The 24,843-nt window shown below is 72.5% G+C and carries 21 protein-coding genes; 15 read left to right on the top strand and 6 right to left on the bottom strand.

Annotated features, from left to right (window positions below; genetic code table 11):
• Positions 1–87 precede the first annotated feature (87 nt).
• From ROT00_RS13305 to ROT00_RS13290, 4 genes are all read left to right on the top strand, one after another.
• Complete coding sequence (locus ROT00_RS13305) at positions 88–1,428, top strand: MFS transporter (RefSeq protein WP_404775512.1); 1,341 nt, start codon at positions 88–90, stop codon at positions 1,426–1,428.
• 67 nt (positions 1,429–1,495) lie between these two features.
• Positions 1,496–3,715: an arylsulfatase gene (locus tag ROT00_RS13300; protein WP_404775511.1), complete on the top strand. Its 2,220-nt coding sequence runs from the start codon at positions 1,496–1,498 to the stop codon at positions 3,713–3,715.
• Entirely contained in the window at positions 3,712–4,725 is a 1,014-nt protein-coding gene (locus ROT00_RS13295; protein ID WP_404775510.1) for a nucleoside hydrolase, read from the top strand. The genes ROT00_RS13300 and ROT00_RS13295 overlap by 4 nt, the downstream gene beginning before the upstream one ends.
• 10 nt (positions 4,726–4,735) lie before the next feature.
• Positions 4,736–5,752, top strand: a complete 1,017-nt coding sequence (locus ROT00_RS13290; RefSeq protein WP_404775509.1) for a LacI family DNA-binding transcriptional regulator — start codon at positions 4,736–4,738, stop codon at positions 5,750–5,752.
• A gap of 9 nt (positions 5,753–5,761) precedes the next feature.
• Here the strand turns inward: ROT00_RS13290 and ROT00_RS13285 are convergent, their stop codons facing one another.
• Positions 5,762–6,949, bottom strand: coding sequence for an ROK family transcriptional regulator (locus ROT00_RS13285; protein ID WP_404775508.1), 1,188 nt, complete (start codon positions 6,947–6,949; stop codon positions 5,762–5,764).
• A gap of 115 nt (positions 6,950–7,064) precedes the next feature.
• On the opposite strand from ROT00_RS13285, the gene ROT00_RS13280 reads away from it, so the two are divergent.
• The 7 genes from ROT00_RS13280 (at position 7,065) to ROT00_RS13250 (ending at position 15,167) form a co-directional block, all read left to right on the top strand.
• Entirely contained in the window at positions 7,065–8,171 is a 1,107-nt protein-coding gene (locus ROT00_RS13280; protein WP_404775507.1) for a Gfo/Idh/MocA family protein, read from the top strand.
• A complete protein-coding gene (locus ROT00_RS13275; protein WP_404775506.1) occupies positions 8,168–9,676 on the top strand; it encodes a sugar ABC transporter ATP-binding protein in 1,509 nt (502 codons plus the stop codon). Before ROT00_RS13280 ends, ROT00_RS13275 begins: the two co-directional genes overlap by 4 nt.
• Positions 9,673–10,761, top strand: a complete 1,089-nt coding sequence (locus ROT00_RS13270) for an ABC transporter permease (RefSeq protein ID WP_404775505.1) — start codon at positions 9,673–9,675, stop codon at positions 10,759–10,761. Before ROT00_RS13275 ends, ROT00_RS13270 begins: the two co-directional genes overlap by 4 nt.
• Positions 10,758–11,936, top strand: coding sequence for an ABC transporter permease (locus ROT00_RS13265; RefSeq protein WP_404775504.1), 1,179 nt, complete (start codon positions 10,758–10,760; stop codon positions 11,934–11,936). The genes ROT00_RS13270 and ROT00_RS13265 overlap by 4 nt, the downstream gene beginning before the upstream one ends.
• Positions 11,936–13,144, top strand: coding sequence for a substrate-binding domain-containing protein (locus ROT00_RS13260; RefSeq protein WP_404775503.1), 1,209 nt, complete (start codon positions 11,936–11,938; stop codon positions 13,142–13,144). Before ROT00_RS13265 ends, ROT00_RS13260 begins: the two co-directional genes overlap by 1 nt.
• 116 nt (positions 13,145–13,260) lie before the next feature.
• Complete coding sequence (locus tag ROT00_RS13255; RefSeq protein WP_404775502.1) at positions 13,261–14,130, top strand: sugar phosphate isomerase/epimerase family protein; 870 nt, start codon at positions 13,261–13,263, stop codon at positions 14,128–14,130.
• Positions 14,127–15,167 carry a sugar phosphate isomerase/epimerase family protein gene (locus ROT00_RS13250; protein WP_404775501.1) on the top strand — a complete coding sequence of 347 codons (1,041 nt, stop codon included), beginning with the start codon at positions 14,127–14,129 and terminating at the stop codon, positions 15,165–15,167. The genes ROT00_RS13255 and ROT00_RS13250 overlap by 4 nt, the downstream gene beginning before the upstream one ends.
• 264 nt (positions 15,168–15,431) lie before the next feature.
• Here ROT00_RS13250 and ROT00_RS13245 read toward each other — a convergent pair whose 3' ends face one another.
• The 3 genes from ROT00_RS13245 to ROT00_RS13235 all read right to left on the bottom strand — a co-directional run bounded on the left by ROT00_RS13245 (position 15,432) and on the right by ROT00_RS13235 (position 18,467).
• Positions 15,432–16,097 carry an ABC transporter ATP-binding protein gene (locus ROT00_RS13245; protein ID WP_404775649.1) on the bottom strand — a complete coding sequence of 222 codons (666 nt, stop codon included), beginning with the start codon at positions 16,095–16,097 and terminating at the stop codon, positions 15,432–15,434.
• A gap of 71 nt (positions 16,098–16,168) precedes the next feature.
• Complete coding sequence (locus ROT00_RS13240; protein WP_404775500.1) at positions 16,169–17,686, bottom strand: ABC transporter permease; 1,518 nt, start codon at positions 17,684–17,686, stop codon at positions 16,169–16,171.
• Between the two features lie 367 nt (positions 17,687–18,053).
• Positions 18,054–18,467, bottom strand: a complete 414-nt coding sequence (locus ROT00_RS13235; RefSeq protein WP_404775499.1) for an SIP domain-containing protein — start codon at positions 18,465–18,467, stop codon at positions 18,054–18,056.
• A 165-nt stretch (positions 18,468–18,632) separates the two neighbouring features.
• On the opposite strand from ROT00_RS13235, the gene ROT00_RS13230 reads away from it, so the two are divergent.
• Positions 18,633–19,373 carry a response regulator transcription factor gene (locus ROT00_RS13230; RefSeq protein ID WP_404775498.1) on the top strand — a complete coding sequence of 247 codons (741 nt, stop codon included), beginning with the start codon at positions 18,633–18,635 and terminating at the stop codon, positions 19,371–19,373.
• Positions 19,370–20,947, top strand: coding sequence for a sensor histidine kinase (locus tag ROT00_RS13225; protein WP_404775497.1), 1,578 nt, complete (start codon positions 19,370–19,372; stop codon positions 20,945–20,947). Before ROT00_RS13230 ends, ROT00_RS13225 begins: the two co-directional genes overlap by 4 nt.
• 171 nt (positions 20,948–21,118) lie before the next feature.
• Here ROT00_RS13225 and ROT00_RS13220 read toward each other — a convergent pair whose 3' ends face one another.
• Both ROT00_RS13220 and ROT00_RS13215 read right to left on the bottom strand, forming a co-directional pair.
• Complete coding sequence (locus tag ROT00_RS13220; RefSeq protein ID WP_404775496.1) at positions 21,119–21,556, bottom strand: MarR family winged helix-turn-helix transcriptional regulator; 438 nt, start codon at positions 21,554–21,556, stop codon at positions 21,119–21,121.
• Between the two features lie 10 nt (positions 21,557–21,566).
• Positions 21,567–23,288: an MDR family MFS transporter gene (locus ROT00_RS13215; RefSeq protein WP_404775495.1), complete on the bottom strand. Its 1,722-nt coding sequence runs from the start codon at positions 23,286–23,288 to the stop codon at positions 21,567–21,569.
• A 456-nt stretch (positions 23,289–23,744) separates the two neighbouring features.
• Here ROT00_RS13215 and rplJ point away from each other — a divergent pair, with 456 nt between their 5' ends.
• Both rplJ and rplL read left to right on the top strand, forming a co-directional pair.
• Positions 23,745–24,260, top strand: coding sequence for a 50S ribosomal protein L10 (gene rplJ, locus ROT00_RS13210; RefSeq protein ID WP_189085698.1), 516 nt, complete (start codon positions 23,745–23,747; stop codon positions 24,258–24,260).
• A gap of 43 nt (positions 24,261–24,303) precedes the next feature.
• Entirely contained in the window at positions 24,304–24,696 is a 393-nt protein-coding gene (rplL, locus tag ROT00_RS13205; RefSeq protein WP_404775494.1) for a 50S ribosomal protein L7/L12, read from the top strand.
• The last annotated feature ends 147 nt before the right edge of the window (positions 24,697–24,843 follow it).

Genomic DNA, 24,843 nt, shown 5'->3' with positions numbered 1-24,843 from the left:
CGAGCTCGCGCCGTACGCTGTGGAATCGATTCCGGAATCGATTCCATCCCGCATCCACCCGAGTCCGCACGTTCAATGAGGAGTGACATGGACACGACCGCCCCCTCGCCCACGAAGGCCCCAGCGGCCTCCTGGCGCGCCGTCACCGCGAGCACCATCGGATCCGTGCTCGAGTACTACGACTTCTTCGTCTTCGGCACCCTGTCCGCCCTCGTCTTCGGGCAGGTCTTCTTCCCGACCGGGGACGCCGGCGTCGCCACCCTGCTCTCCCTCGCCACCTTCGCCGTCGGCTTCGTCGCGCGGCCGCTCGGCGGCATCATCCTCGGCCACTTCGGCGACCGCATCGGCCGCAAGCGCGTGCTGCTGTTCACCTTCATGCTCACCGGCATCGTCACCGTGCTCATCGGCGTGCTGCCGACGTACGCGCAGATCGGCGTCGCGGCGCCGGTGCTCCTCGTCGTGCTGCGGGTGCTCCAGGGCATCGGCATCGGCGGCGAGTGGGGCGGCGCGGCGCTGCTCGCCGTCGAGCACGCCCCGACCGCCCGGCGCGGCTTCTTCGGCAGCCTCGTGCAGGCCGGCGCGCCGATCGGCGTCATCCTCTCGAGCGGCGTCGTCGCCCTGCTCACCGCGACGATCGGGCTCGAGGAGCTCGTCGCCTGGGGCTGGCGGATCCCCTTCCTCGCGAGCGCGCTGCTCCTCGTCGTCGGCGTCTTCCTCCGCCTGAAGGTCGACGAGAGCCCCGAGTTCGTCGCCGTGCAGGAGAAGAAGGAGGAGGCGAAGCTGCCCGTCTGGGAGGCCATCCGGCGCTACCCGAAGGAGATCGCGGCCGCCATCTTCATCCACACGAGCGACACCACGCTCGGGCTCATCCAGGGCGTCTTCGTGCTCGGCTACGCCTCCGGCGCGCTCGGCATGGACCCCACGATCGTGCTGCTCGCGAACGTGTTCTCCTCGCTCACGAACCTCGTCACGACCCCGATCGCCGGCCACCTCGGCGACCGCTTCGGCCAGCGCCGCGTGCTCTCCGTCGGACTCGTGCTCCTCGTGATCTGGGCGTTCCCGATGTTCTGGCTCATCGGCACGGAGACCGTCGTCGGCCTCTTCGCCGCGACCGGCGTGAGCGGCATCCTCGTCGGCCTCCTGTTCAGCCAGCAGGCGACGCTCTTCGCCGACCTCTTCGAGCCGCGCGTCCGCTACTCCGGCATGTCGCTCGGCTTCCAGCTCGGCACCGTGCTCGGCGGCGGCTTCGGGCCGCTCATCGCGCAGGCGCTCACGAACGCCGCCGGCGGGGCGACCTGGACCGTCTCGAGCTACCTCGTGCTCGTGGCGCTCGTCGCGCTCGTCTTCACCGCGATCGTGAAGCCGCGCTTCGGCTCCCACGCCGTGCCGCGGCTGCCGGAGGCCACCCTCCCGGCCCGCGCCGGCTGAGCGCCGACCCACCACCAGCGACCAGGCATCGGCCGGGGCGACCGCCCCGGCCCGGAAAGGCACCACCATGTCGACAGCGCACCCCGACTTCCCCGGACGGATCGGCACCACGATCGCCGACTCCACCCCGTGGTGGCCCGAACGACGAGGCGGCCCGAAGCGGCCGAACGTCGTCGTCGTCATCCTCGACGACACGGGCTGGGGCGACCTCGGCTGCTACGGCTCCGAGGTCCGGACTCCCACGATCGACGCCCTGGCCGATGCCGGTCTCCGCTACACCGGGTTCCACGTCACCCCGCTCTGCTCCCCGACCCGTGCGGCACTCCTCAGCGGCCGCAACCACCACAGCATCGGCATGCGCTTCCTCGCCGACACCGACACGGGGTTCCCGAACTCCCGCGGTTCGATCCGCCGCGACGTGCCGCTGCTGCCCGAGGTGCTCCGCGGCGAGGGCTACGGCACCTACCTCGTCGGCAAGTGGCACCTCGCGCCGCTCCACGAGATCACCCCGGCCGGGCCCTACGGGAACTGGCCGCTCGCCCGCGGCTTCGACCGCTCCTACGGGTTCCTCGACGGCTGCACCGACCAGTACGAGCCCGAGCTCTTCGAGGACAACCACCCCGTGCCGGTGCCCGATCGCGAGGGGTACCACCTGAGCGAGGACCTCGCCGACCGGGCCATCGGCTACGTGCGCGACCACCTCGCGTTCCGCCCGGGCGACCCGTTCTACCTGCACCTCGCCTTCGGCGCCACGCACGCGCCCTTCCAGGCGCCGCGCGAGTTCATCGCCCAGTACCTCGACACCTTCACCGTCGGCTGGGACGAGACCCGCCGCGCCCGCCTCGCCCGCCAGATCGAGGCCGGGCTCGTGCCCGAGGGCACGCCGCTCGCCGAGCGCAACGACGGGGTGCGCCCCTGGGCCGAGCTTGACGATGACGAGCGCCGGGTGTACGCCGCCCTCCAGGCCGCGTTCGCCGGCTTCCTCGAGCACGCCGACGCCCAGCTCGGCCGCGTCGTCGCCGCCCTCCGCGAGTTCGGCGAGCTCGACGACACGATCGTGCTCGTCACGAGCGACAACGGCGCGAGCCGCGAGGGCGGCCCCGGCGGCGACGTCGACACGAACGCGCCGTACAGCGGCATCCGCCGTCCCGCCGCCGAGCTCGTCGGCGAGCTCGACCGCATCGGCACCCTCACGGGCGGCTCGCACTACCCCGAGGGCTGGGCGATGGCGGGCAACACCCCGTTCCGCCGGTACAAGCAGTTCGTCGACCTCGGCGGCGTGCGCTCGCCGCTCGTCGTCTCCTGGCCGAACGGACCGGGCACCCCGGGCGGGGTGCGTCACCAGTTCGTGCACGCGATCGACGTCGCACCGACGCTCTACGAGCTGCTCGGCATCGCCGCGCCCGCCGAGCTCGACGGGCGCAGCATCGCCGCGACCCTCGCCGACGCCGGCAGCGGCGCGGGGCGCGCGACCCAGTACTGGGAGACGCTCGGCCACCGGGCGATCTGGCACGAGGGATGGCGCGCCGTCACCGCGCACGTGCCGGGCACCGACTACGCCGACGACGTCTGGCGGCTCTACGACACCCGGAACGACTTCGCCGAGGCCACCGACGTCGCGGCGAGCGAGCCCGAGCGGCTCGCGCAGCTGCAGGAGCTGTGGTGGCGGGAGGCCCGCGCCCACGACGTCTTCCCGCTCGACGACCGGCCCCTGCACGAGGTGATCGAGGCGCGCGGGCCCATCGGCCTCTACGCCGAGCGGCGCATCGTGCTGCGGCCGGGGCAGAGTCACGTGCCGTTCCCGAGCGCGGTCACCGGCTCCAACCGCTCCATCGACGTGCGGGCGCGGCTCCGCGCGGACGCGTCGGCCGCGAGCGGCGTGCTCCTCTCGAGCGGCAACGCCCAGGGCGGCTACGTGCTCGCGCTGCAGGACGGCGTGCTCGCCTTCGCCCACTCGATGCTCGGCGAGACGGTCGAGCTGCGCGCCCCCCGACGGCTCGCCGCGGGGGAGCGCGAGGCCGGCTTCCGCCTGCGCTCGCTGCCCGACCTCACGGGCGAGCTCGTGCTCGAGGCCGACGGCGTCGAGCTCGCGGCGGCGCGACTCCCGCGCACCGGTGCCCACCTCTCGTTCTGGGGCCTCGACGTCGGGCACGCCCCGGTGAGCGCGTTCAGCCCGTTGCAGGCGGTGCCGATCGATCCCGCGCTGCTCGAACTCGTCGCGATCGACGTGCACCCCGCGGCGGACGACGCCGCCGAGTACGCCGAGCTGATCCTGGCGAGCGAGTGAGCGCCGCGACGCCGTCGGCCGCGAACGGTCGACCGATCCCCGTCGTCCTCGACGTCGACACCGGGGTCGACGACGCCCTCGCGCTGCTGCTCGCGGTGCGGCATCCCGCCCTAGACGTCCTCGCCGTCAGCTGCGCGGGCGGCAACGTGCCGCTCGCCCAGGTCGTCGAGAACACCCGGCGCGTGCTCGACCTCGCCGACGCCCCGCCGGTGCCGATCGCGGCGGGCATGCACCGGCCGCTCGTCGAGACGCCGCAGGACGCGAGCTACGTGCACGGCCGCACGGGGCTCGGCACCCTGGAGCTGCCGCCGAGCGAGCGGCCGGTCGAGGAGGTGCACGCCGTCGAGCTGCTGCGGCGCACGCTCCTCGCCGCGCCGGAGCCGGTCACCGTGATCGCGCTCGCGCCGCTCACGAACGTCGCGGTGCTGCTCCGGATGCACCCCGAGGTGGCGCCGCGCATCGCGCGGATCGTGATGATGGGCGGCGCGATCGGCGCGGGCAACGCGACGGCGGCGGCCGAGTTCAACGTCTGGCACGACCCGGAGGCCGCCGAGATCGTGCTGACGAGCGGCGTCCCCGTCGTCATGTACGGGCTCGAGCCGTTCTACACGGCGACCGTGGGGGCCGATCGGATCGCGGAGCTCGGCCGCTCGGCGGACCCCGTCGCCCGGGCCGCGGGATCGCTCCTCGCGCACCTCGCGGGCGTGACGGAGGACGAGGACCGGGTCGGCTCCGCCGGCGCCGCGGCCATCGGCGACGCCGGGACCGTCGCCGCGGTGATCGACCCCGCGCTGCTCCGGCTGCACCGGGCGCCGGTCCGGGTCGCGCTCGCCGAGGGCCCCACGCGCGGCTGCACGGTCGTCGATCTCCGCACCGGGCTCGGCGCGGGCGGGGCGGAGACGAAGGATGCCGGCAGTCACGTCGAGGTCGTCACGGGCCTCGACGGGGCGCGCTGCGCCGGGCTGTTCCTCGCGGCGATCGACCCGGGTGCGGCGGTGCCGGCTCGATAGGATCGCGGATGTGACGGCACCCGAACGCGGCCAGGCGACCATCCTGGATGTCGCGCGGCTCGCCGGCGTCTCCCGGACCACGGTCTCGCGGGTGCTGAACGAGCCGGAGCGGGTGACGCCCGATACCCTCGCGAAGGTGCGCGCCGCCGCCGAGCGGTTGAGCTTCGTGCCGAGCGCGGCCGCGCGGAGCCTCCGCAACGGTCGCACCGGCACGATCGCGCTCCTCGTCGGCGACGTGTCGCAGCCGTTCCACGGCGGCCTCGCGAAGACGATCGCCCACGAGGCCGACGACCTCGGCTACAGCGTGATGCTCTACGACCTCGCCCACAGCGAGACCCGCCTGCGTCGCGTGCTCGAGAAGCTGCCGAAGCAGGGCGTCGACGCCGTCGTCCTCGCGACGGCCGACGCCCTCGTCGAGCCGGAGACGCTGCGCGCGCTCGACCTGCTGCACGAGCACGGCATCCCGGTCGTGACGACCGTCGACCGCGACGACGCGCGGCACGCGCGCACCCTCGGGTTCGACTACCGGGAGCCCGCCCGCGCCGCGACGAGCGCGATGGCGGGCTCGGGGCACGGGCCCGTCGCGCTGCTCGTCGGCGAGGGCGTCGGCCCGCTCGGACGGCAGCTCGTCGAGGGCTACCTGCGGGCGCTCTCGCCGGGGGCGCCGGAGCTCGTCGTCGAGACGCCCTACGACTTCGACGGCGCCGAGGCCACCGCGGCGGCGCTCCTCGAGCGGGCGAGCGTCGGCGGCATCCTCGCGGCCACGGTGCCGATGGCGATCGGCGCGATCCGGGCGGCGGAGGCCCGCGGGCTCCGGGTGCCCGGCGACCTCGTGGTGATGAGCGGCGAGGAGGTGCCGCTCGCCGCCCAGGTGCGCCCGGCGATCACGACCCTCTCGGCGGGGGCCGACCGCAACGGCAGCGCCATCATGCGGCTCCTCGTCGACGCCCTCGCCGGACGCGAGGGCCCGCCGCCGGTGCTCGAGGCGGAGCTCGTCGTGCGCGAGTCGTTCGTCCCCGGCCGCTAGGCGGGTCGCCTACCGCGCGGCGAGCTCGTCGACGCCCTCGGGCGAGAGCACGTGCTGGATGGCGAGCATGCTCGCGCCGAGCACGGCGGCGTTCTCCGCGGCCGCGGACTGCACGATCTGCAGGTGCTCCGTGGCGAGCGGCATCGAGCGGGTGTAGACCGCCTCGCGGACCCCGGCGATGAGATGCTCCCCGGCGCGCGCCATCGATCCGCCGATCGCGATGACCGAGGGGTTGATGAGACTCACCGAGGCGGTGAGCACCTCGCCGATGTCGCGGCCCGCCTGGCGCACGGCCTGGATCGCGTCGAGGTCGCCGCGCTGCACGAGCGCGACGACGTCGCGGCCGCTCGCCGCGTCGAGCCCGCGCTCGCGCAGGGAACGGGCGATCGCGGGGCCCGAGGCCAGGGCCTCCAGGCAGTCCTGATTGCCGCAGCTGCACGGCACCCCGGCGCCGCGCGAGACGCGGACGTGGCCGATGTCCCCGGCGATGCCCTGCGCCCCGCGCTGCAGCAGCCCGCCCGAGATGATGCCCGCGCCGATGCCCGTCGCGACCTTCACGAACATGAGGTGGTCGGTCTGCGGCCAGGCGGCCTGGCGCTCGCCGAGGGCCATGATGTTCACGTCGTTGTCGACGAGCACGGGCACCTCGAGGTGCTGCTGCACCCAGCCCGGCACGTCGAAGCGGTTCCAGCCCGGCATGATCGGCGGGTTCACGGGGCGACCCGTGGAGTGCTCGACGGGGCCGGGGATGCCGATGCCGATCGCGACGAGCTCGGTGCGCTCGCGGCCGAGCTCGCGGAGCATGGCGAGGGCGGTGTCGACGAGCCAGCCGAGGACCGGCTCTGGGCCCTCGGCGATGTCGATGGGCTCGCTGCGCTCGAGCAGCACGGCGCCGGTGAGGTCGGTGATCGCGAGGGTGGCGTGCGAAGCGCCGAGATCGGCGGCGAGCACGACCCGGGCGCTCGGGTTCAGCGCGAACTGGGAGGGCGGTCGGCCGCCGGTGGAGGCGGCGTCGGCGACGGGCGCCACGAGGCCGAGGCGCATGAGCTCGTCGACCCGGGCGGCGACCGTGGAACGGGCGAGGCCGGTCGCCTGCGCGAGGGCGGCGCGGGTGCGCGGCGCGCCGTCGCGCAGCAGCTGGAAGAGCTCGCTCGCCCCGGAGGTGCCGGGCGCGGACACCCGACTCGTGTCGACCATGTATCGAGTAAAGCACACCGCCTTGATGCATCCGCTCGACACAAATCAGCAACGAAGAAATCAACTTTTGATTTTTGACTAGCAAAAGTTGGGAAAGCGTGTCACGATGTGCAGCATGACAACGGACGTCATTGCTCCAGCCCGTGCGGTCCACGCCGGCATCATCGGCGGCGGCTTCATGGCTGCAGTGCACTCGCGGGCGGCTCGCGCCGCGAACGCCGCGCTCGCCGGCTCGGCCTCCTCCTCCGCCGGCCGCGCGGCCGAGGCCGCCGAGCGGCTCGGCATCGCCGCCGCGTACGACTCCGCCGAGGAGCTGCTCGCGGATCCCGCGATCGACGTCGTCCACGTCTGCACCCCGAACACGACGCACGCGGGGTACGCCCGGGCCGCCCTCCTCGCCGGCAAGCACGTCATCTGCGAGAAGCCGCTCGCCACGACCGCCGCCGACGCGGCCGAGCTCGCCGAGCTCGCGGCCGAGCGCGGACTCGTCGCCGCCGTGCCGTTCATCTACCGCTTCCACCCCATGGCCCGCGAGGCGCGGGCACGCCTCGCGGGCGGCGCGGCGGGACCGCTCCTCAGCGTGCACGGCGAGTACCTGCAGGACTGGCTCGCCGACCCGCAGTCCGACGACTGGCGCGTCGACACCGCGCTCGGCGGCCCCTCGCGCGCCTTCGCCGACATCGGCTCCCACCTCGTCGACCTCCTCGAGTTCGTCTCGGGCGAGCGCATCGTGCGGCTGAACGCCCGCACCCGCACCGTCTACCCGAACCGGGCGGGCCGGGACGCCATCGCGACGGAGGACCTCGTCGCCGTCGTCGTCGAGCTCGCCGGCGGCGCGATCGGCACGCTGCTCATCTCGCAGGTCGCGCCCGGCCGGAAGAACGCGCTCGTGGTCGAGCTCTCCGGCGCCCGCGAGACGGTGCGCTTCGAGCAGGAGCGCCCCGAGCGGCTCTGGCTCGGCCGGGTCGAGGGCTCGGTGCTCGTCGACCGCGACCCCGCCCGCCTCTCGAGCGACGCGGCCCGGCTCTCCCTCGTGCCGGCGGGGCATCCGATGGGCTATCAGGACGCCTTCAACGCCTTCGTGGCCGACGCCTACGCCGCCATCGGCGGCGCCCGGCCCGACGGCCTGCCCGACTTCGGCGACGGCCTCCGCTCCGCGCGCGTGACCGAGGCCGTGCTCGCGTCCGCCCGGAGCGGCGACTGGGCGGAGGTGGCGGCATGAGCGAGCCGATCCTCGTCGCCGAGGGCCTCGAGAAGTCCTTCTTCGGCGTGCAGGTGCTCCGCGGCGTCGGCCTCACCCTGCACCCGGGGGAGGTGCACGGCCTCATCGGCGAGAACGGCGCCGGCAAGTCGACGTTCATGAAGATCCTCGCCGGGGTCTACCAGCGCGACGGCGGCACGGTCCGCATCGCCGGGGCGGAGGTCGACTTCCAGCACCCCGTGCAGGCGGCCGAGGCCGGGCTCGCCACCGTGTTCCAGGAGTTCAACCTGCTGCCCGAGCGCACCGTCGCCGAGAACGTCTTCGTCGGGCGCGAGCCGCGCCGCTTCGGGCTCGTCGACCGGCGGCGGATGGTGCGGCAGACCGAGCAGCTGCTCGCCGAGCTCGGCATCGACTTCATCGACGCGGATGCCCCGGTGCGGCGCCTGAGCGTCGCCGAGCAGCAGATCGTCGAGATCGTGAAGGCGCTCTCCGTCGACGCGCGCGTCATCCAGATGGACGAGCCGACCGCCGCGCTCGCCGACCACGAGGTCGAGCTGCTCTACGCGATCATCGCCCGGCTGAAGGCCAGGGGCGTCGCCATCCTCTACGTCTCGCACCGGCTGAAGGAGATCTTCGACCTCTGCGACACGATCACCGTGCTGAAGGACGGGGCGCTCGTCTCCACCGGCCCCGCCGGCGAGCTCGACACCGACGAGCTCGTGCGGCGCATGGTCGGCCGGCCCATCGAGACCTACTTCCCGGAGGCCGAACCCGGAACGGTGCTCGGCGAGCCCCGGCTCGTGCTGCGCGGCGCGGGCAACGGCTACGTCGACGGCATCGAGCTCGAACTCCGCGCCGGCGAGATCGTCGGCGTCGCCGGGCTCCAGGGCTCGGGCCGCACCGAGCTCGCCGAGGCCGTCTTCGGCATCGCCCCGTTCACCCGCGGCACGATGGAGCTCGACGGCCGGGCCATCCGCGTCACCGGCGCCCGCCAGGCCGTGCGCGAGGGCCTCGCCCTCGTCACCGAGGACCGCAAGGCCCAGGGGCTCGCCCTGAACCAGTCGGTGCTCGACAACGCGCTGCTCGTCATCCGCTCCGTCTTCTCCCGGCGCACCGCCGCCGTGCGGCGCGAGCTGCCGGGGGTGCTCTCGAGCCTCGAGGTCGCCTCCCGCGGCGTCGACCAGGAGGTGCAGTACCTCTCCGGCGGCAACCAGCAAAAGGTCGTCCTCGCGAAGTGGCTCGCCACCGAGCCCCGCGTCGTGCTCATGGACGAGCCCACCCGGGGCATCGACGTCGGCGCGAAGGTCGCCGTCTACCGGCTCATGCGCCGGCTCACCCGAGAAGGAGTCGCCATCCTCATGATCTCCTCAGAGCTGCCAGAGGTGATCGGCATGTCCGACCGCATCATCGTGATGCACGACGGCCGCGCCTCCGCCGAGCTCCCCGCGCGGAGCGACGAGGCGACGATCCTCGCCGCCGCCACCGGCACCCTCTCCGCCGTCGAGCTCGGGGGAGGGGCGGCATGAGCGCCGTGACGAGTCCAGCCCGCCGCCGTCGCGGCCGCCTCGACTCCTCGCTCATCGTCGGCATCGCGCTCGTCGTGGTGATCGCGATCGGCGCCGTGCTCGTCGCCACCGTCGGCCGCAACTTCTTCAGCCCGGGCAACATCCGCGACATCCTCACCGGCATGAGCGTGCTCGGCTTCGTCGCGATCGGGCAGACCCTCGTCGTGCTCTGCGCCTCGCTCGACCTCTCGGTGCTCTACGTCATCAGCCTCTCGAGCCTCATCGCGGCCGACCTGATGGCGGGGAACCCGGCGAACATCCCGCTCGCGCTCGCCGCCTCGCTCGGCGTCGCGGCCCTCATCGGGCTCGCGAACGGCCTCATCGTGACGAAGCTGAAGGTGAACGGCTTCATCGCCACCCTCGGCACCGGGCTCATCATCAAGGGCTTCCTCGACTCGAACTACAAGGGCACGAGCGGCGACGTCCCGATGGAGTTCCGGCTCATCGGCGCCACCGGCCTCGGCCCGGTGCCGGTCTCGACGATCCTCATGCTCGCGGTCGCCGTGCTCGTCTGGCTCTTCCTCAGCCGCACGCGCACCGGCCACCACATCTACGCCGTCGGCGGCAACGAGCAGGTGGCCCGGCTCTCCGGCATCCGCACCGCGCGTCCGGTGATCGCCGCGCACGTGCTGTGCTCGATGAGCGCGGCCCTCGCCGGGCTCCTCCTCGCGAGCCGCTCCGGCGTCGGCAACCCGACCTTCGGCGCCCAGGGCGGCTACGACCTCCTCTCGATCGCCGCGGTCGTGCTCGGCGGCACCCTCCTGCTCGGCGGTCGCGGCTCCGTCTGGGGCACCATCGGCGGCGTCGCGATCTTCGCCGTCGTCGACAACGTGATGAGCGTCATGCAGGTGAACCCGTTCCTGAAGGACGTCGTGCGCGGCATCGTCATCGTCGCCGCCGTCGCGGTGTACGCGAGCCGCTCGGTCGAGCGCCGCCGGCCGCGCTTCGACGCCGGCGGGGCGCCGCCCGCGTCCGCCGCAGCAGCGGACGCCGCCGCCGAATCGAGCGATGCGCCGACCGCCGCCCGGGAAGGAGCCGCGCGATGACCGCCGCCACCGAGCTCCGGCCGAGCGCCGGGCAGCGCCTCGCCGGCCTCGCCCGCACCCTGATCAGCCCGCGCGGGGCGGTGTTCCTGCTCCTCGTCGTGCTCCTCGTCGCGATCGCGGTGCTGAACCCGTCCTTCGCCGAGCCGAGCCAGTTCATCCGCTTCATCCAGCGCGTCGCGCCCGTCGCGATCGTCGCGATCGGGCAGTACTTCGTCATCGTCGGCGGCGAGTTCGACCTGTCGATGGGCTCGGTCGTCACCGCGCAGGTGGTGATCGCCGGCAACCTGATCGGCCAGGACGAGGCGAAGGCGCTCCCCGTGCTCGCGCTCATGCTCGGCTTCGGCGCGCTCATCGGCCTCGTGAACGGGCTCATCGTCTCGTTCCTGAAGGTGCCGAGCTTCATCGTGACGCTCGGCATGATGCTCGCCCTGCTCGGCGCGGTGCTCTACTGGACCGGCGGAGCCGCGACCGGCAACCCGGCCGACGGCTTCCGCGAGATCGGCCGCGGCGGCATCCGCGGCATCCCCGTCATCGACATCCTGCCGTGGTCGGTCGTCATCCTCGTCGTGGTGCTCGCGCTCGCCGTCTGGTTCGCGAAGCGCCCCTTCGGCCGCACCATCATCGCCCTCGGCGACAACCCGACGACCGCCCGCTTCTCGGGCACCCGCAGCTGGTGGGTGAAGACCTCGACCTTCATCATCTCCTCGCTCTCCGCGACGGTCGCGGGCGTGCTCCTCGTCGGCTACGCGGGCGTGCACCCCTCGGTCGGCCGCGGCTACGAGTTCACGGCGATCACGGCCGTGGTGCTCGGCGGCGTGGTGCTCGGCGGCGGCCGCGGCTGGGTCGTCGCGGCGGCGGCCGGCGCGTTCGCCCTCGAGGCCCTGTTCACCCTGCTGAACTTCGCCGGCGTCCCCTCGACGTACCGCGACGCGGTGCAGGGCGCCATCATCATCCTCGCCGTCGCCTACTCGGCGACCACGTTCCGCGCCAGGCGCCGCGGCCGGGCCCTCGAGGCCCCGGCCGGGCAGCCGCCCGGCGCCCCGCCGCCCGCGGCGGCCCCCGAGACTTCGCCCGCATCCGGAGCGAAGACGGACGACTCCCCGGAGACGCCCGCCACCCCTGCACCCATTCCCTCGACGCAGAGGGCAGACAACGAAACCAAGGGAGGTTCGTGATGCGACGCAGGTTCACCGTGGCATCCGCCATGGTCGGCGCCGTGGCGCTGATGACGCTCGCCGGTTGCACGACCGATCCGAGCGTGACCGACTCGAGCGCAGAGCCCGAGTCCAGCGAGGAGGCATCGGTCGAGTGGTTCGACCAGGCCCTCTTCGACAAGCAGAACGCGGAGCGCACGGTCGTTCCCGAGGGCCCCGACGGTCAGCCCTGGCTGCAGACCATCAACGCGGAGCTCGTCGACACCGCGCAGTACGCGAGCACGGGCGCGAAGAAGGCCTGCTTCGCGAACGCCTCGATCTCGAACCCCTGGCGGCAGACCGGCTGGATCACCATGAACCAGCAGCTGAAGGTGCTGCAGGACGCGGGGGTCATCAGCCAGATGGAGACCCGCGACGCGCAGGACTCCGACGACACCCAGATCGCCGACATCGACTACTTCATCAACGAGGGCGACTGCGACATCTTCCTGATCTCGCCGAACTCGACGGCGGCGATGACGCCCGCGGTCGAGCGGGCCTGCGACACCGGCAAGCCCGTCGTGGTGTTCGACCGCGGCGTGCAGACCGACTGCCCGGTGACGTTCATCCACCCGATCGGCGGCTTCGCCTGGGGCATCGACACGGCCGAGTTCCTGATCGACAACCTCGAGCAGGGCGACAAGGTGGTCGCGCTCCGCATCCTGCCCGGCGTCGACGTGCTCGAGCAGCGCTGGGCCGCGGCCGAGAAGCTCTTCGACGAGGCCGGCATCGACGCGGTCGACTACTTCACCGGCGCGGACCCGGCCGAGATCAAGAAGATCATCTCGGACGAGCTCGCGAAGGGCGACGTCAAGGGCATCTGGATGGATGCCGGTGACGGCGCCGTCGCCGCCATCGAGGCGTTCGAGGACGCCGGCGCCGACTACCCGGTGATGACCGGCGAGGACGAGATGAGCTTCCTCCGCAAGTGGAAGGAGACGGGCCTCACCGGGCTCGCCCCCGTGTACTCCAACTTCCAGTGGCGCACGCCGCTGCTCGCCGCGCAGAAGATCTTCGCGGGCGAGCAGGTGCCGTCCGAGTGGGTGCTGCCGCAGTCGCCGATCACCGCGGAGGAGGTCGACGAGTACCTCGCGCTGAACGAGGGCATGCCCGACGGCCACTACGCGAAGTTCGGCGGCGAGGACCTGCCCGGCTACCCGCAGGTCTGGGAGGACCGGGTCATCCCGTAAACCGGCGCTGGGGGAACACGCCGATCGCGGATCGGGGCCGGGGCGCGCGCCGGGGGCCCGATACGCTCACCATCGACACGGACGACCGCGACGACGCGGCGCCGCGAGGAGGCAGCATGCGCCGCATCATCGGCGTGAACACCTGGGTGTGGGCGTCGCCGCTCACCGACGACAACCTGCCCGAACTCGCCGCGAAGGCGGCCGGGCTCGGCTTCGGCGCGATCGAACTGCCCGTCGAGCAGCCGGGGGACTGGGCGCCCGAGCGGGCGGCCGACGTGCTCGCCGAGCACGGCCTCGCGCCGATCGTCGTCGGGGCGATGGGCCCCGGCCGCAACCTCCTCGCGGCGCCCGGCTCGGAGATCGTCGCGACGCAGAACTACCTGGTGCACTGCCTCGGTGTGGCGGAGCAGCTCGGCGCCCGGGTCGTCGCAGGTCCCTTCACCTCGGCCACCGGCCGGGCCTGGCGGATGGATGCCGCGGAGCGCCGCGAGCGGATCGAGGAGCTCCGCCGAAACCTCGCTCCGCTCGTGCGCCAGGCGGAGGCCCGGGGCCTCCGCCTCGCCGTCGAGCCGCTGAACCGCTACGAGACGAGCCTCGTGAACACCGTCGAGCAGGCGCTCGACGCGCTCGGCCCGCTGCTCGGACCGGGGCTCGGCCTCGCGCTCGACAGCTACCACCTGAACATCGAGGAGCGCTCGATCGGCGACGCCATCCGCGCGGCCGGCGAGCACCTCGCCCACGTGCAGGTCTGCGGCAACGACCGCGGGCCGGTGGGGGACGACCACCTCGACTGGCCCGCGTTCCTCGACGCGCTCGACGACGCGGGCTACGCCGGCCCGCTCGGGCTCGAGAGCTTCACCGGCGAGAACGCCACCATCGCGGTCGCCGCCTCGGTGTGGCGCCCGCTCGCGGCCTCGCAGGACGAGCTCGCCGCCCGCAGCATCCGCTACCTCCAGGCGCTCCAGGACGAAAGGGCATCGGCATGACCGGCACGACCGCTTCCGCGCGCGAGGCGGACGGGGGCCACCCCGTCACCCTCTTCACCGGCCAGTGGGCCGACCTCCCGCTCGAGGAGGTGGCCCGGCTCGCCGCCGGCTGGGGCTACGACGGGCTCGAGCTCGCCTGCTCCGGCGACCACCTCGACCTGAAGCTCGCCGAGGAGGAGCCCGGCTACCTCGCCGAGCGGGTCGAACTGCTGAAGCGGCACGGCCTCGAGGTGCACGCCATCTCGAACCACCTGACGGGGCAGGCCGTCTGCGACGACCCCATCGACTTCCGGCACCGCGCGATCGTGCGCCCGTACACCTGGGGCGACGGCGACGCCGAGGGCGTGCGGCAGCGGGCCGCCGAGGACATGAAGCGGGCCGCGCGGGTCGCCCGGCGGCTCGGCGTCGACACCGTCGTCGGCTTCACCGGCTCGGCGATCTGGCCGTACGTGGCGATGTTCCCGCCGGTGCCGGAGTCGGTGATCGACGCCGGCTACGAGGACTTCGCGACGCGGTGGAACCCGATCCTCGACGTGTTCGACGCGGAGGGGGTGCGCTTCGCGCACGAGGTGCACCCCTCCGAGATCGCCTACGACTACTGGACGAGCGTGCGCACCCTCGAGGCGGTCGGCCGCCGGGAGGCCTTCGGCTTCAACTGGGACCCCTCGCACATGATGTGGCAGGGGATCGACCCGATCGGCTTCATCGTCGACTTCGCCGACCGCATCTACCACGTCGACTGCAAGGACACCCGGCTCCGTCCGCCGACCGGCCGCTCGGGCATCCTCGGCTCGCACCTCGCCTGGGGCGACCCGCGCCGCGGCTGGGACTTCGTCTCGACGGGGCGGGGCGACGTGCCGTGGGAGGACGCGTTCCGCGCCCTCGACCGGATCGGCTACACCGGGCCGATCTCGATCGAGTGGGAGGACGCCGGGATGGACCGCCTGCACGGCGCACCGGAGGCGCTCGCGTTCATCCGCCGGCAGCTCTTCCCGCGCCCCACGACCTCGTTCGACGCCGCCTTCTCGAACCAGTAGCGCTGGTTCCCTGAGCCTGTCGAAGGGAGCCCGGTTCCCCTGGTTCCCTGAGCTTGTCGAAGGGAGCCCGGTTCCCCTGGTTCCCTGAGCTTGTCGAAGGGAGCCCGGTTCCCCTGGTTCCCTGAGTATGTCGAAGGAAGCCCCCACCCGTCCCCTCGACAACTCAGGAACCCCGCTGGCCGATCCCCGCGAACTCGGGGATCGGCCAGCGGCTCATCACGCATAACTGCCAGATGTTCCTGAGTTGTGTGCGCGGGGCGGAGGCTAGCGCTCCGTCACGACCCCGTCCTTGAGGTGCAGCCGCCGCTCCGCGCGCCGCGCGACCGCCGAGTCGTGCGTCACGATCACGAGGGTGAGGCCCCGGTCCCGCCGGATCCCCTCGAGGAGCGCCAGGATCTCGTCGCGCGTGTCCTCGTCGAGCGCACCCGTGGGCTCGTCGGCGAGGAGCACCTCGGGCTCCTTCACGAGCGCCCGGGCGATCGCGACGCGCTGCTGCTGCCCGCCCGACAGCTCGCCGGGCACGTGCGACGCCCGGTCGGCGAGGCCGACGGCGGCGAGCGCCTCGGCGGCCCGGCGGGTGCGCTCGGCCGAGGAGGCGCCGAGCGGCGCGAGCGCGGTCTCGACGTTCTCCTGGGCGGTGAGGGTCGGGATGAGGTTGAAGCCCTGGAACACGAAGCCGATCTGGGCGGCCCGCACCCCGGCGAGCTTCGCGTCGGGCAGGTGGGACAGCTCGGCCTCGCCGAGCGTCACTCGGCCGGACGTCGGCCGGTCGAGCGCGCCGAGCATCTGCAGCAGCGTCGACTTGCCGCCGCCGGTCGGTCCCTGGATCGCGACGTGCTGTCCGGCCGGGATGTCGAGGGTGACGTCCCGCAGCGCGGTGACGGTGCGCGCGCCGGGGTACTGCTTCGTGACATGTTCGAGCCGGTACATGGCGGGTCCTCTCGTCGGGGGTGCGGCGGTGATCTCGGATGCGGCGGGCGAGGCCGCGGTCGGGACGGCGCTCATGCGACGCTCCGCAGGGCCTCGGCGGGGCGGAGCCGGGCGGCGCGCCAGCCGCCGATCGCGCCGGCGAGGAGGCCGCCGAGGAGGGCGAGGCCGATCGCGACCGCGACGACGCCGATCGTCACCGGGGCGTTCAGCACGACCTCCGTGGTGGCCTGGCTCGCCGCGTCGGCGCCGAAGGGTCCTCCGCTCATGCCGCCCGGCGGCGCACCGGCCGAGGCATCCGCCCCCTGGAGCGCACCCGGCCCGCCCGCCGTGAAGCCGCCGCCGGCGCTCCCGCCGAGAGTGAGTCCGAGGAGGTTCACGACCCAGATGCCGGCGAGGCCGAGCGCGAGGCCGGCCGCGCCCCCGATGAGCCCCTGCACGAGCGACTCCCCGGCGACCTGGCCGACGATGCGGCCGTTGCGCCAGCCGATCGCCTTCAGCGTGCCGAACTCGCGGGTCCGGCGGGTGACGCCCTGGATCGTGAAGAGGATGGCGATGAGGAAGGCGGCGACGAGCACCGCGAGCGAGACCCAGAGGCCGAGGTTGGAGATGAGCGTCGAGGCGCTGCCGAGGGAGCCGGAGACCTGCGCGGCGAGCTCGGACTGCGTCGACACGGTGGCGTCGGGCAGCGCCGCCTCGAGGTCCCGCTGCACGGCGTCGATGCGGTCGGCGGAGGCGGCCTGCACGTACACGTCGCTGATCTTCCCCTCCTGCCCGGAGAGCGACTGCGCGAGGTCGAGCGGGACGTAGGCGTTCGCCGCGGTGGTCGCGTCGGCGGAGGCGGACGCCACGGTGCCGACGATCTCGAACGAGGTCCCGCCGAGCTCGATCGCGTCGCCGACGGCGAGCCCGGCGCTCTCCGCGTAGCTCTCGTCGAGCACGGCGACCGCCTGGCCGGAGTCGGATGCCTCGAGCCCGCGCCCGTCGGCGAGTACCGCCGCGGAGAGCGGCCCGACGGCGGACCCCGCGGGGTCGAGCCCGAGGACGGTCAGCCGGTCGATGTCGAACGCGCTGCCGCCCGCGCCGTCGAAGCCGCCCTGGGGTGGCTGCTGGCCGTCGCCGGGGCCGACCTGCGTGTCGCCGGCATCGGTGCCGCCCTGGTCCTGGCTCATCGAGGGGACCTCGCCGGAGAACGTCACGTTCTCGAGCGAGAGGGTGGCCGCCGCGGCGTCGACGCCGTCGACTCCCAGCACCGTCTCGAGCGCCGTGTCGTCGAAGGTCTGGGAGCCGGGCCCCGAGGTGAGGCGCGACTGGCTGATCTCCGTCGTGCCGTCGCTCGTCTGCCCGTCGCCGGTGCCGAACTCGAAGCGCTGGCCGCCGCCCTCGCCGGGCGCGGCCGGGGCGGCGGTGACGGTGAGGTCGGTGCCGACGCCGTACACGGACTGCAGCACCTCGTCCTGGGCGTCGCGCATGCCGGTGGAGACGGCGTTCACGATCATCACGAGCGCGATGGCGAGGGCCATCCCGATCGCGACGATCGCCGTCTGCCTCCGCCTGCCGGCGAGCTCGCGCCGGAGGTAGGTGAAGAACATGGGGATCCTCTCGTCGATGGGGTCGACGAGACGCTAGGGATCGGCACTGTGGCGCGGCTTTGGCCCGGCTATGCGTTCCCCCTGGCGCCCGTGGTTCCCTGAGCCTGTCGAAGGGAGCGCGGTTCCCCTGGTTCCCTGAGCGTGTCGAAGGGCGCCGCTTCGACGGGCTCACCGCACCATCCCCCTGGTTCCCTGGGCCTGTCGAAGGGAGCCCCGCTTCGACGGGCTCAGCGAACCATCCTGTGGTTCCCTGAGCGTGTCGAAGGGAGCGCCGCTTCGACGGGCTCAGCGAACCATCCCGTGGTTCCCTGAGCGTGTCGAAGGGAGCCCCGCTTCGACGGGCTCAGCGAACCACCACCACCGGCGCTCAGGCCTCGCCGGCGCGGTTCGCGGCGAGTTCGAGCCCGATGGCGTGCACGAAGCCGCTGACGAGGTCGCTGCCCTCGCAGCCGATCCAGATCGCGTACTCCGCCCGAGGGTCCTCGTCGGCGCGCATCCACTCGTCGAGCCAGGCGTCGGCGGCGCGGACGCACGCCGCACCCGCGGCGCCCGTCCGGCGGAACCAGCGGATGGCGACCCCCTCCGGGGCGGTCATCGGCTGCGCCGGGATGGGCCCGTCGCTCTCGAGGGCCACGAAGCCGCGGACGTCGACCGGGGCGACGGCGAGCACCCGGCTCACCTCGAGCAGCTCGGCGGCGCCCGCGATGATGAGGAGGTGCCGGCGGGGCGGCGGCCCCTCGTCGACGAGATCCGGCCGGCGGTTCGGGAGGAAGCACAACATGATCCAAGCTTAGGTATGCCTAACCTAACTCGCAAGAGGTGGGCCTGGTTCGCTGAGCCTGTCGAAGCGACGCGCCTCCCCTTCGACGAGCTCAGGGAGCCAGGAGTGGCGGATCCGCACAGCCGAGTCATAGGCAACGCATAGCCCCGTGCGGATACTGGAACCATGAGCACCCCCGCACCCGCCCGCGCCCCGCAGCTCGCGAAGCCCGACGGCTCGATGGTGCGCGTCCTCGTCGTCGACGACGAGCACTCGCTCACCGAGCTGCTGAAGATGGCCCTGAAGTACGAGGGCTGGGACGTGCGCACCGCCGGCGACGGGCTCACCGCCGTGAAGGTCGCCCGCGAATTCCGGCCCGACGCGATCGTGCTCGACATCATGCTCCCCGACATCGACGGGCTCGAGGTGCTGCAGCGGGTGCGCGCCGACGGTGCCGAGACGCCCGTGCTCTTCCTCACCGCGAAGGACGCCCTCGACGACCGCATCGCCGGGCTCACCGCCGGCGGCGACGACTACGTCACGAAGCCGTTCAGCCTCGAGGAGGTCGTCGCCCGGCTCCGCGGGCTGATCCGCCGCTCCACGCTGACGCTCGCCCAGGCGAAGGACCCGGTGCTCCGCGTCGGCGACCTCACCCTCGACGAGGACTCCTACGAGGTGCACCGCGGGGGTGAGCCGATCGAGCTCACCGCGACCGAGTTCGAGCTCCTCCGCTACCTGATGCGGAACCCGCGCCGGGTGCTCTCGAAGGCGCAGATCCTCGACCGCGTCTGGTCGTACGACTTCGGCGGCAAGGAGTCCGTCGTCGAGCTCTACATCTCCTACCTGCGGAAGAAGATCGACGCCGGCCGCACCCCGATGATCCACACCGTCCGCGGTGCCGGCTACCTGCTGAAGGCCGCGGAGTGACGAGGCCCGGTGACCCCGGCTACGCGGCGGAGGCGCGGGCGCGGGCCGAGCGCGGCGCCGACTCGTCACGGGACGGGGCGGCGGATGCCGAGGCGCACGCCGGCGCCGAGGCATCCGGGCGCCGCCGCTGGACCCTCGAGCGCCGCCTCGTCGTCGCGATGGCGGCCCTCCTCGCCGCCGTGAGCGTCATCGTCGGGGTCGTCAGCGTCACCGTCTTCCACGGCTCCTCGGTGCAGAGCGTCGACGACGATCTGCGCACCTCGCTGCAGCGCGCCGCGACGGGCATCGCCGCCGTGCCGACGCCCGGCGGCGACGTCGGGCTCGCGCTCGACGTGCCCGGCCAGTCGGCCGGCACGATCGCCGCGTTCGCGACCCCCGACGGGGTCGTCTCGAACGCCAGGTACATCGCCGAGGGCGGGCAGGTGCTCGCGTTCCAGAGCGACGCCGTCGCCGAGCTCGGGCAGGTGCCGGTCGACGGACGCCCGCACACCATCGCCTTCGACGGGCAGCTGGGGGAGTACCGGGCGATGTCGACGAGCGTGCTGCCGCAGCTGAACGTGGTCGTCGCCCTGCCGCTCGCCGGCGTGAACCGCGCGACCGGGCAGCTCGCGCTCACGATCGCCCTCGTCGCGCTCGCCGGCCTCTTCTTCGCGATCGCCTTCGGCACGCTCATCGTGCGGCGCGCGCTCGTGCCGCTCGCAAGGATGACCGACACCGCGCTCGCCGTGTCCGAGCGCCCGCTCGACCGCGGCGACGTCGACCTCGAGGAACGCGTCCCGGTCGACGACCCGCGCACCGAGGTGGGCCGGCTCGGCACCGCGTTCAACCGGATGCTCGGGCACGTCGCGGGCTCGCTGTCGGCGCGCGAGCAGTCGGAGCGGAAGGTGCGCCGCTTCGTGGCGGATGCCTCGCACGAGCTGCGCACCCCGCTCGCCTCGATCCGCGGCTACGCCGAGCTCACCCGCCTGCACGGCGGCACGCTGCCCGACGACGTCACCCACGCGATCTCCCGCATCGAGTCCGAGTCGCTCCGGATGACCGAGCTCGTGGAGGACCTGCTCCTCCTCGCCCGGCTCGACGAGGGCCGCGAGCTCGTGCACAGCCGGCTCGACCTGCGCACCGTCGTCGTCGACGCCGTCGGCGATGCCCAGGTGGCCGGCCCCGACCACGAGTGGTCGGTCGACGTGCCCGACGGACCGGTCGAGGTCACGGGCGACGACGCGCGGCTCCGGCAGGTGCTCGCGAACCTCCTCGCGAACGCGCGGGTGCACACGCCCGCCGGCACCGCGGTGCACGTCGCGGTGAAACCGGAACCCGGCGACGGCGACGATCCCGGCCGCGTCCGGGTGGAGGTCGCCGACGACGGCCCCGGCATCGAGGAGACGGTGCGCGCCACGATGTTCGAGCGCTTCGCCCGCGGGGACGCCTCGCGCTCCCGCCGCGCCGGCTCGACCGGTCTCGGTCTCGCGATCGTGCGGGCCGTGGTCGAGGCGCAGCACGGCACGGTCTCCGTCGAGTCCGAGCCCGGGCGCACCGTCTTCACCGTCGAGCTCCCGCTCGCCCCCGCCCCCTGACCCCCCTCACACAACTCAGGAACATCCGGCAGTTCTGCGTGGCGAGGTATCCGGCGAGGCCGAGGATGACGCGGATGCCGGTTCGATTCGTCCTGAGTTGTGGCGTGCGCAGCACGACGAACGGCCCGCCCCGGGAGGGGGCGGGCCGTTCGGGTCGAGTGCCGACCGGGTCTACGCGTCGGCGAGGACGCCGAGCATCTCCGCGAAGAGCAGCAGCTCCTCGGGCGTCCGCTCGCGGAGCGCGGCGTGCAGGCGCGACTGGTTGCGCGCCCGCACGGCGGTGACCCGCTCGAGCGCCTCGGCCGTGGGCACGAGCACGCGCACCCGCCCGTCGCGCTCGTCGGGGCGGCTCTCGACGAGCCCCGCCTCCTCGAGCATCCGCAGCTGGCGGCTGACGACGCTCTTGTCCATGTCGAAGAGCTCCGCGAGCACGTGGGCGTTCGTGGAACCGAGTCGCACGACGGTCGACAGCAGCTTGTAGCCGGCCGGATTGAGCTCCGGATGGATCTGCTGCGCCGCCTCCTTCCACACGGTGCGGGCGCGGCCGAACACGACGGAGAGCTGGTCTTCCACGCGCGCGATCGCCTCGTCGACGGGGGACTCGGTCATGGCACTCATGCTACTTGCGGGCCGGTGCCGGCTCGTCCTCGGAGGCGGCAGCGGACGCCTCGGCATCCGCCCGGCCGCGGGAGGCGTCCGCCTCGCCGATCGCGATCGACGCGGTCACCGGCGAGCCGATCTCGGCCTCGGCGAGGTCGATCGCGACCTCCTCGGCCTCCTCGGCGAGCGACTGGGCGGCGTTCTTCGTCGACAGCGGCTTGTTCGGCAGGAACGCGATCGCGATGAGGCTCAGCACGGCCAGCGGGATGGCGATGATGAACACGTCGGCGATGCCGTGGCCGTAGGCGCCCTCGACGATCACGCGGATCGCGTCGGGGAGCTCGCCGACCTTCGGCACGTTGCCCGAGGCGAGCCCCTTGAGGGCTGCGACCTCGTCGGCCGACGACGGCGTGAACTTCGCGAGCCCGTCGGTGATGTGCGTCGTGACCTGGCTCGCGAGCACCGAGCCCATGACCGTCACGCCGATGGTGCCGGCGATCGAGCGGAAGAAGTTCACGTTCGAGCTCGCGGCACCGAGCTGCGAGGCCGGGGTGTCGTTCTGCACGATGAGCGTCAGGTTCTGCATGACCATGCCGAGGCCGGCGCCGAGCACCACCATGAACACGGAGACCCAGAAGAAGTCGGTGTCGTAGCGGAGGGTCGACATGAGGCTCACGCCGGCGACGATGAGCGCGGAGCCGAGCAGCATCCAGCCCTTCCACTTGCCGAAGCGGGAGACGAGCTGGCCGATGCCGATCGAGGCGCCCATCTGGCCGATGATCATCGGGATCGTCATGAGGCCCGACTCGGTCGGGGTCGCGCCGCGCGCGAGCTGGAAGTACTGCGCGAGGAAGACGCTCGTCGCGAACATCGCCACGCCCACCGAGATCGAGGCGAGCACGGCGAGGGTGAAGGTGCGGTTGCGGAAGAGCGACATCGGCACGATCGGCTCGGGCACGAGGAACTCGGTCACGATGAAGGCGATGAGCGCGAGCACCGCGCCGCCGATCATCAGGTAGCTCTGCATCGAGTCCCACTCGAACTGGCTGCCGCCCATGGACACCCAGATGAGGAGCACGGAGACGCCGACGGTGAGGAGCACCGCGCCGAGGTAGTCGATGCGGACGCGGTCGCGGTTCGGCTTCGGCAGGTGCAGGGTGCGCTGGATCATGATGATCGCGGCGACTGCGAACGGGATGCCGATGAAGAAGTTCGCGCGCCAGCCGAAGGCGTCGGTGATGACGCCGCCGAGGAGCGGGCCGCCGATCGTGGCGAGCGCCATGATGCCGCCGACGACGCCCATGTACTTGCCGCGCTCGCGCGGGGAGATGATGAGCGCGACCGCGATCATGACGAGCGACATGAGACCGCCGGCGCCGAGGCCCTGCACGACGCGGACGGCGATGAGCATGCCGGTGTCCTGCGCGAAGCCGGCGATCGCCGTGCCCACGACGAAGAGGCCGAGCGAGAGCTGGAGCAGCATCTTGCGGTCGACGAGGTCGGCGAGCTTGCCCCAGATCGGGGTGGAGACGGCGGTCGCGAGGAGGCTCGCGGTGATGACCCAGGTGTAGGCCGACTGGTCGCCGCCGAGGTCGGCGATGATGACGGGCATCGAGGTCGAGACGACCGTGCCGGAGAGCACGGCCACGAACATGCCCATGATGAGCCCGGAGAGTGCGGTGAACACCTCGCGGGCGGAGCGGGGGGCCTCGGTGGTCGAGGCGGTGAGCTGAGACGTCAAAGAAGTAGCCTTCGTAGAAAGTTGATGTGCGTCAACGATAACTCTGTCGTTGATGTACGTCAACTATCGACCTGGGTCAACTATTCCCGACCCCCCTCTTCTTCCCTTCCCCTGTCGCAACTCAGGAAGAATCGAATCGGCATCCGCGTCATCCCTGGGCCCGCTGGATGCCTCGCCGTGCATAACCGCCACATGTTCCTGAGTTGCGCGGGGGCGATTTGGCGGATGCCCGGGCGTCGGGTACGCTGATCCGAGCCAAAGACCGCTGGTTGTCGTGCCCGAAGGGGTTCGACCGAAGTTCTTGCGAGAGCAAGGGGCCCGCGCAGGTGTGACGAAGTCTCTTCCGGAATTCTCCGGGCCGAAGCTCCGCGCGTCTGCGCCGGAGCTTTTTTCATGCCGGCGCTCCCAGGCCGTGCATCGTCACCGCGATGCGCGATGAAGACACAAGGAGTGGCCATGGCGAACAAGGAAGCCGCGGTTGCCGAGCTCCAGGAGATGTTCCAGAGCTCGACCGCCGTTCTGCTGACCGAATACCGCGGCCTCACTGTTGCCCAGCTCAAGGAGCTGCGCAAGTCCATCAGTGGGGACGCGAGCTACGCCGTGGTGAAGAACACGCTGACCAAGATCGCCGCGAACAACGCCGGCATCTCGGCGTTCGACGACGCCCTCGCGGGCCCGTCGGCGATCGCGTTCGTGCACGGCGACCCCGTCGCCGTCGCGAAGTCGCTGCGTGACTTCGCCAAGGCGAACCCCCTCCTCGTGGTCAAGGGCGGCTATTTCGATGGCAAGCCCCTGACCGCCGAAGAGGTAGGCAAGCTCGCCGACCTCGAGTCCCGCGAAGTGCTGCTGGCGAAGCTCGCCGGTGCCTTCAAGGCCTCGCTGTTCGGAGCCGCATATCTGTTCAACGCGCCGCTGTCGAAGGCCGTCCGCACGGTCGACGCGCTGCGCGAGAAGCAGGAGTCCGCTGCGTAAGGCGCGAGCCACGCTGCGGTGAGTACACAACAAGGAGAGAAAAATGGCAAAGCTTTCGACTGAAGAGCTGCTCGAGGCGTTCAAGGAGCTCACCCTCATCGAGCTCTCGGAGTTCGTCAAGGCGTTCGAGGAGACCTTCGAGGTCACCGCTGCCGCCCCGGTCGCCGTCGCGGCTGCCGGTGCGCCCGCCGCCGGTGGTGGCGACGCCGCCGCCGAGGAGGAGAAGGACTCGTTCGACGTCGTCCTCGAGGCCGCCGGCGACAAGAAGATCCAGGTCATCAAGGTCGTCCGCGAGCTCACCTCGCTCGGCCTCGGTGAGGCGAAGGCCGTCGTCGACGGTGCTCCGAAGGCCGTCCTCGAGGGCGCCAACAAGGAGACCGCCGACAAGGCCAAGGCCGCCCTCGAGGAGGCCGGCGCCACCGTCACCCTCAAGTAATCCGGCGCACTCCCTGCGAGTGCACCCGGCTTGAGGCGACGAACGTCGCTGCAGTACACGGATGCCCCGTGCCGATTCGTTCGGCACGGGGCATCCGTCGTCTGCGTCCGGGCCGCCCGCCCGCCCCGCCCCGGCCTGCCCGCCCCG

Origin of the sequence: Agromyces mediolanus (genome assembly GCF_044917495.1) — a bacterium.
Taxonomy (GTDB): domain Bacteria; phylum Actinomycetota; class Actinomycetes; order Actinomycetales; family Microbacteriaceae; genus Agromyces; species Agromyces mediolanus_B.
This window is presented reverse-complemented; position numbering and strand designations above follow the sequence as displayed.